Raw genomic sequence first — 6,725 nt, 5'->3', positions numbered from 1 at the left:
TAGGTCAGACCGCACCGACGAGGCGAGCGCCGCACCCGAAGGTGGCGCTCGCCTCGCCGTGCGTTCTGAGGTTGTCCCGCGAGAGGTCAGCCCGCGCGGACGGACATCCACTGGCGCATCGCGTGCTCCACCAGCGTGATGAGCGTCTGCTTCGTGGACTGCCGGTTCCGCGCGTCACACGTCACGATCGGCACCGACTCGTCGATCGTCAGCGCCTCGCGCACGTCCTCCAGCCGGTGGTGGAGGAGCCCGTCGAAGCAGTTGACGCCGACGACGTACGGCAGCTGCCGGTCGTCGAAGAAGTCGATCGAGGCGAACGCGTCCGCGAGCCTGCGGGTGTCGACCAGGACGATGGCGCCGATGGCACCACGGACCAGGTCGTCCCACATGAACCAGAAGCGGTGCTGACCCGGTGTACCGAAGAGGTACAGGATCAGGTCGCTGTCGAGCGACACGCGGCCGAAGTCCATCGCGACGGTCGTGGTGACCTTGTTGGGCGTGGCGGAGAGGTCGTCCACCCCCGCGCTGGCCTCGGTCATCACCGCCTCGGTGGTCAACGGGACGATCTCGGACACCGAGCCGACGAACGTCGTCTTGCCCACACCGAAGCCACCCGCCACCACGATCTTGGCGGAGGTCGTCGGCTTCCGTGCGCCCTCGGCGCCCTGGGGACTAGAGCCTGCGAAGCCCACTGAGCACCCTCTCCAGGAATTCCATGGAAGGCCGGTCCCCCACGACCAGACCGCCCTGGTGAATCAAAACCAATCCCATGCTTGCCATGTCGCCGATCAACACCCGAACGACGCCAAGAGGCAAGCGTAGGAGTGCCGCGACCTCGGCCACCGACCGCGTGTCCACACACAGCCCGCAGATCGACCTGTGCTCGGGAAGCACTGCGGCATCCCGTTCGAGGCCCTTCTCGCTGGTTGAGATCAGCGCCTCGATAGCAAGGTCGTAATCGGGTCGTGTGCGTCCACCGGTGCGTGTGTAAGGCCGCACCAGTGAACCCGAGTCCGCAGCTGCATTCTCCTCGGGGCGCACAACGGATTGTGCACCGGTGTTGTACGCCGGCTGCGCACCAGTGCTGTACACCGGCTGCGGCCCCGTGGTGTACGGCAGTTGTTCTGGAACCGCGTCCGGCATCTCGTGCTGGCCGAAGAGGTCCGCACCGGGTCCACCGAACAACCCGGTGCCGTACCCGTCTATGTCGAACCGGTTCGGCACGTCGTCGTACGGATACGACGACGAGTCATCCACCTCACGCTGAGACATATCGCCTAGCCCTTGCCCTGTAACCCGCTCATCGTGGGGTGCGTCCTCGGCTTCCTCTGGATCTTGGGGTATCGCGTCAGGCTCGTCGAACTGGAACCCACCAGCGGCCCACTCCTGGTAGTTGAAGTTCCTACCGAGTCCACGGCCTCTAGCGCCAGGTCTCCCAGCCATTTGTTCTCACCCCTGAACCCAAGTGAGGTCTAGCGACGGACCACACCCTGAAGCTGCGCGCGCAGCTCAGGGGTGAGTTGTTGGCCGACTCTCTCCACCAAAAGCGTCATCTCGTAAGCCACCAGGCCGATGTCACAGTTCGGTGCCGCCAGGACGGCAAGGCACGAGCCGTCACTGATCGACATGAGGAACAGGTAGCCCCGCTCCATCTCGACAACGGTCTGGTTGACCCCGCCTGCCTCGAAGCAGCGGGCAGCACCCTGTGTGAGGCTGACCAGCCCTGACGCGACGGCGGAGAGCTGCTCTGCACGGTCCCGGGGCAGCCCCTGGGACCCCGCGAGCAACAGCCCGTCCGCGGACACCACGACGGAATGTGCCACACCGGGCACCCTCCGCACGAAGTCGGTGATAAGCCAACCAAAGCTGCCTGGCTGCGCTGCGGTCGTCACTCCTGCTCCTCGTTCTGCCGGCTCGACTGGTCACCAGCGTATGCCTCGATCATGGCGTGCCGGCCTCGCCGGACACCGCTTTGCAGACTCGACATCCGTCCGCGCACCGCGTCGGCGGTGCGGGGCGGCAGCGGCGGGCGCTGCGCTGTCTGCGTCAGGGACTGCGGCTTGGGTGCTGCAGATCCTGGCACGAGCTGAGCCTTCGGTGTCCGTTTCGGCAATCCTGCCGTGGTCTTCGTCTCCGGCGTCTTGTTCAACAACGCCTGAGCCGCTTGCCATCCCTCATCGGCAGGCGATTGCCAAGCCGATTCGGAAGCGGGTGCCGCTGCTGGAGTCTCCTCCAGAACGGGCTCCGGTTCCACAACTCGCTCCTGCTCGGCCGGTGTGACTTCTTCCTCGACCGCCTTCTGGACCTTCGCGCGCGGCTGGCGCACGGGAAGACCAGCGGCGGACGTGGTGGTCGGTGCCACCGCGGGGACAGGCTTGCGGGTGCGGGTCGGGAGCTCGGGCTCCGGCCCGTCCGACAGCGGGGGCGTCTTCGGGGGCTCGTCGATGTACTCGACGCCGCCCTTGTCGACACTGGCGGGGCCAGACTCGACGTGCCCGTTGGACGCCGCCGCCGACTCGTCGTGCTCGGCGGCCGGGCGGACCGGCTGGGCCGTGGAGGCGGACGTCTCGCTGCCGACCGCCTGGAACCACTGCGACAGGACGGCCTCGTAGATCGGGAGGCGTTCCGTCGGGGCGTCCAGGTCGTGCTCGACCTGCTTGCCGGAGCTGCCGTTGCGGTGTCCCATGCCGATGTCGAGGCGGCCCTGGTCGACCGAGGCGCGCGAGACGCCGTTGGTCGAGGCGGGCTCGTCCTCGATCGGCGGGATGGGCACGAACTGCGTGGTCTCGTAGCCCGGCTCGAAGGAGATTTCGCCCGGCTCCTCGTGGCGGTCCTCGTAGGCCGTGAAGAGCGTCGGCTCGCCGAACGAGCCCTCCGGCTCCACCGCCGCGAGCTGGTCGCGGCGCCACCGCTCCGACGGCGTCGGGTCCTCGGCCGGCGGGTCGCTGTAGACGGGGATGGCCGTCGCGCCGGCACCCGTGTCCGTGATCGAGCTGGGCACGAAGTTGACCGGGATGCTCGGGTTGCTCGGGCTCGAGTCCTCGATGCGCGGCGTGAGCCCCGTCGAGCCGCTCGCCCCGCCGAACGCGCCGGCGATGCCGCTGGCCCTCGTCGCGGTCGTGCCGATCTCGGTGGTGTGCTCGGCCGGCGTCTGCACCGGCGACATCGCGGGCGACGACATGTTCGGCGACATGCCGAACGCCGAGGCCAGCGAGCCGGAGCCGGGCGGCGGGGCCGAGACCGGCGTCTGACCGGGGATCGCGATGAGCGTCTCCGGCACGATCACCAGTGCCGTCGTGCCGCCCTCGATGTCCTCGTTGCCGCGCAGGCGGACCTTGATGTCGTGGCGCTTGGCGAGCCGCGCGACCACGTACAGGCCCATCCGGCGGGAGACGGCGACGTCGACGTCCGGCGGGTCCGCCAGGCGCTCGTTCGCGTCCAGGATCTCCTGGTCGCCCATGCCCACGCCGCGGTCCTGGATCTCGATCGCCAGCTCGCCCTTGCGGGTCTTGGCCGTGCGGACGGTGACCTTGGTGACCGGGTCGGAGAACGCCGTGGCGTTGTCCAGCAGCTCGGCGATGAGGTGCACGAGGTCGTTGACCGCGCGGCCCTGGACCGTGAGGTCCGGGGTCTGGCCGACCTGCACGCGGGCGTACTGCTCGACCTCGGAGACCGCGGCACCGAGGACCTCGGCGGCCGGGACGGGCCGGGTCAGGCGCCGTGAGAGGTCCGTGCCCGAGAGGACCAGGAGGTTCTCCGAGTTGCGGCGCATGCGGGTCGCGAGGTGGTCCAGCTCGAACAGCGAGGCCAGCTGGTCCGGGTCCTGCTCGTCCTGCTCCAGCCGGTCGATCAGGTTCAGCTGGCGCTCGACCAGGGCCTGAGAGCGGCGGGAGAGGTTGACGAACATCGCGTTGACGTTGTCACGCAGGAGGGCCTGCTGGGCGGCCAGTCGCACCGCTTCACCGTGCACCGCGTCGAACGCGCGCGCCACCTGGCCGACCTCTTCCCGCGTGTGCACCGGCACCGGTTCGACGGCGGTCTTGGCCGCGTTCTCCGGGTTCGGGTCGGCGAGGATCCGCTCGACCGCGTCCGGGAGGCCGTGGTCGGCGACGTCGAGGGCGGTGCGGCGCAGCGTGCGCAGCGGGTTGAGGATCGAGCGGGCGACGAACAGCGCCATGAGCAGCGCGAGCGCGAGGATCGCGAGCACGACGCCGGACTCGATGTACGCCCTGGTGCGGGTGTCGCTCGCGAGCTCGTCGGTCTTGTTCTGCAGCTGCTCGACCAGCAGGTTCTCGACGTCACGGGTCAGGTTGACCGTCAGCGTGGCGGCGATGTCCCACTTCTCGGACGTCAGCTGGGTGAAGTCCTTGACCGGGCGGGCCTGCTGGTTGAGCGCCGACTCCTGCATGTCGTTCGCGGTGTCGACGATCAGGCCGGTGACCGTGTCGTCGTAGATCTTCGCCTGCTCCGCGGTCGCCGACTTGCGGAAGTCGTTGCGGGCCGCGTCGAGCTCGGCGTCCGCGGCCTGCAGCGACCGCGTCTGGGACGGCGTGAACCCCTTGCGCTGGAAGACGTCCAGGAGGATCGCCCGCTTGAGCGACTCCTGCTCCTTGATGCGCGCGATGGCGTTCGTGGTCAGGTGCAGTCGCACCAGCTCGGGGTCGTTGATCTCGGAGATCGTCTGCTCACCGAGGTTGATGAGCGTCTCGATCGACTCCGAGTAGGTGCGCTGGACGGCTTCCGCGGGGTACTGGGTGTCGCGCACCGAGTTGCGGAGGCTGTTCAGGCGGTCGAGCTGCTTGGCCGCGACCTGGAACCGCTCGACGGCGGTCGGGTTCAGGTCGGAGCTCAGCTCGGAGATCCTGGCGTTGAAGGCCTCGCTCGTGTCGTTCACCCGGCGCAGCTGGCGCTCGAGGACGACCCGGTCGACCTTCTTGTTCGACGCGACGTAGCTGACCGACAGGTCGCGTTCGCGCTGCAGCTGCTGCACCAGGTCGGCGACCGCTGTCTCGAGCTGGATCTGGTTCGCGAGGTTGTTGAACTCCGTCGCGGCCTGGAGGTCGCCGCGCACGCGCAGACCACCCAGGGCAAGGGCACAGATCGTCGGGATCAGCAGGACGGCGAGCAGCTTCGTGCGCAGCCGCCAGTTCCGCAGGCGCCAGGGCGCGGATCGGGCAGGTCCTGAACCGGGTCCGGCAACGATGTCGCGACTCACCGGGTCCGGTGTCGCGTTCATCGTTCCGTCACCCAGCGCAGCCAGTCCGTCACCCGATTCGGGCCTTTCGGAGCGTGTGGTGTCACCCACGCCAAACTGGCTGGGACCTCTCTCACGTCGGGCCACTCTGGGCTTCCTCTTCCAGCAGCAGTGTCCCGGTCTCTCCCCAGGACCGAGCATGGACTCGTCAAACGGGCCGAATTGCAGCACAGAGGCGGTTCGCCCGGTGAGGCGCCCTACCCCGTCTGAAGACACGTCGGTCGACAACAACCAGTGCCACCCGGCGGGGAGCGTAATGGTCACCCCCTGTCCGGGGGAAGTCTCCAGAAGCACTCACCGTATCGAGACGGGGTGTCGTTTCATACGTTCAGGTGGTTAACATCCCCGGTTGTCGGCACGCCCCTCGTTCGTCCGAACGCCCAGTTGAGGCTGTGGACCACCTGGTCTGTGGCGACGCTCACTGATCAATTCGATGCTACTCAGGCCTACCGGCGAGAGGTGCCATGGCTACCCGAGCCAAAGCTCTGCGGCTTGCCGCAGTGCTCATCACGTGTGTTCTGACCGCGAGCTGCGGCCTGTTCGGAGGTTCTTCGAACGGCGGCAACGCGGACGTGGAGCGCAACATCCTGCGCATCGGCGTGCTGCCCGTCGTCGACGTGGCCCCGCTGCGCATCGCGCTGACCGAGAAGCTGTTCGAGAAGGCCGGCCTGCAGGTCAACCTGGTCACGCAGCCGAGCGAGGCCGAGGCCATCAAGCAGCTGGACACCACGCTGGACATCACGTGGGCCACGCACGTCAGCCTCTTCCGCGCCGTCGCCGAGGGCACCGAACTGCAGCTGCAGGGCGAGGCCTACCAGGCGGGTCCGAACTCGATGGCGCTGGTCACGTCGGCGACGTCGAACTACGACGACGCCGGCAAGAACTCCAGCCCGACCATCGCCGTGAACAGCGAGACCGACATCGGCGCGCTGACGACCCGTGCCGTGCTGGACACCGCCGCGGTCGAGAAGCAGAAGATCAAGTTCAAGTCCATGGCGTTCGCGGACATGGAGAACGCGCTGACCTCGGGCACCGTGGACGCGGCGTTCATGATCGAGCCGTTCATCACGAAGGCGCAGCGCAAGATCGGCGCGAAGATCCTCACCGACACCGCGCGCGGCCCGACACTGGACTTCCCGATGTCCGGCTACGCGGCGTCGAAGAAGTTCGCCGACGCCAACCCGAAGACCCTCCGGGTGTTCCGGGACGTACTGCGCGACGCCCAGCAGCGCGCGCAGACCAACAAGCTCGGCGTGCAGGACTCGCTGACGAGCTACGCCGACGTCGACCAGCCGACCGCCGCGCTCGTGTCCGTGGGCACGTTCCCGCTGTCGCTGAACCCGATCCGGCTCCAGCGGGTCGCCGACATGATGGACACCGAGGACGTGCTCTCCGGCCGCCTGGACGTGCAGCAGCTGCTGCCGCCGGGCACGACCGGCTAGCCACCTCACGACGCGCTGAAGAGGCGCTG

The 6,725-nt window shown here is 68.2% G+C and carries 5 protein-coding genes; 1 reads left to right on the top strand and 4 read right to left on the bottom strand.

Annotated features, from left to right (window positions below; all coding sequences use genetic code 11):
• Window positions 1-86 precede the first annotated feature (86 nt).
• Genes ACFWGZ_RS38200 through ACFWGZ_RS38185 form a run of 4 tightly spaced genes read right to left on the bottom strand, consistent with a single transcriptional unit; the run spans window position 87 to window position 5,236 of the window.
• Window positions 87-692 carry an ATP/GTP-binding protein gene (locus tag ACFWGZ_RS38200; protein ID WP_030470877.1) on the bottom strand — a complete coding sequence of 202 codons (606 nt, stop codon included), beginning with the start codon at window positions 690-692 and terminating at the stop codon, window positions 87-89.
• Entirely contained in the window at window positions 673-1,443 is a 771-nt protein-coding gene (locus ACFWGZ_RS38195; RefSeq protein ID WP_382456475.1) for a DUF742 domain-containing protein, read from the bottom strand. Before ACFWGZ_RS38195 ends, ACFWGZ_RS38200 begins: the two co-directional genes overlap by 20 nt.
• A gap of 29 nt (window positions 1,444-1,472) precedes the next feature.
• Entirely contained in the window at window positions 1,473-1,892 is a 420-nt protein-coding gene (locus ACFWGZ_RS38190; RefSeq protein ID WP_030470879.1) for a roadblock/LC7 domain-containing protein, read from the bottom strand.
• The gene (locus ACFWGZ_RS38185; RefSeq protein WP_382456474.1) at window positions 1,889-5,236 is read right to left on the bottom strand and encodes a nitrate- and nitrite sensing domain-containing protein; all 3,348 of its coding nucleotides are present in this window, start codon (window positions 5,234-5,236) and stop codon (window positions 1,889-1,891) included. Before ACFWGZ_RS38185 ends, ACFWGZ_RS38190 begins: the two co-directional genes overlap by 4 nt.
• A 482-nt stretch (window positions 5,237-5,718) precedes the next feature.
• Between ACFWGZ_RS38185 and ACFWGZ_RS38180 the strand changes: the two genes are divergently transcribed.
• Window positions 5,719-6,696: an ABC transporter substrate-binding protein gene (locus tag ACFWGZ_RS38180; RefSeq protein WP_382456473.1), complete on the top strand. Its 978-nt coding sequence runs from the start codon at window positions 5,719-5,721 to the stop codon at window positions 6,694-6,696.
• Window positions 6,697-6,725 lie beyond the last annotated feature (29 nt).

Origin of the sequence: Lentzea sp. NPDC060358, from assembly GCF_042725365.1 — a bacterium.
Taxonomy (GTDB): domain Bacteria; phylum Actinomycetota; class Actinomycetes; order Mycobacteriales; family Pseudonocardiaceae; genus Lentzea.
The sequence above is the reverse complement of the archived record's forward strand: the minus strand, read 5'-3'. Positions and strand labels throughout refer to the sequence as shown.

What these genes read in the sequence shown, in the direction of transcription:
- ACFWGZ_RS38195 (WP_382456475.1), bottom strand. Translation starts at nt 1,443, where the DNA reads ATGGCTGGGAGACCTGGCGCTAGAGGCCGTGGACTCGGTAGGAACTTC.
- ACFWGZ_RS38185 (WP_382456474.1), bottom strand. Translation starts at nt 5,236, where the DNA reads ATGAACGCGACACCGGACCCGGTGAGTCGCGACATCGTTGCCGGACCC.
- ACFWGZ_RS38180 (WP_382456473.1), top strand. Translation starts at nt 5,719, where the DNA reads ATGGCTACCCGAGCCAAAGCTCTGCGGCTTGCCGCAGTGCTCATCACG.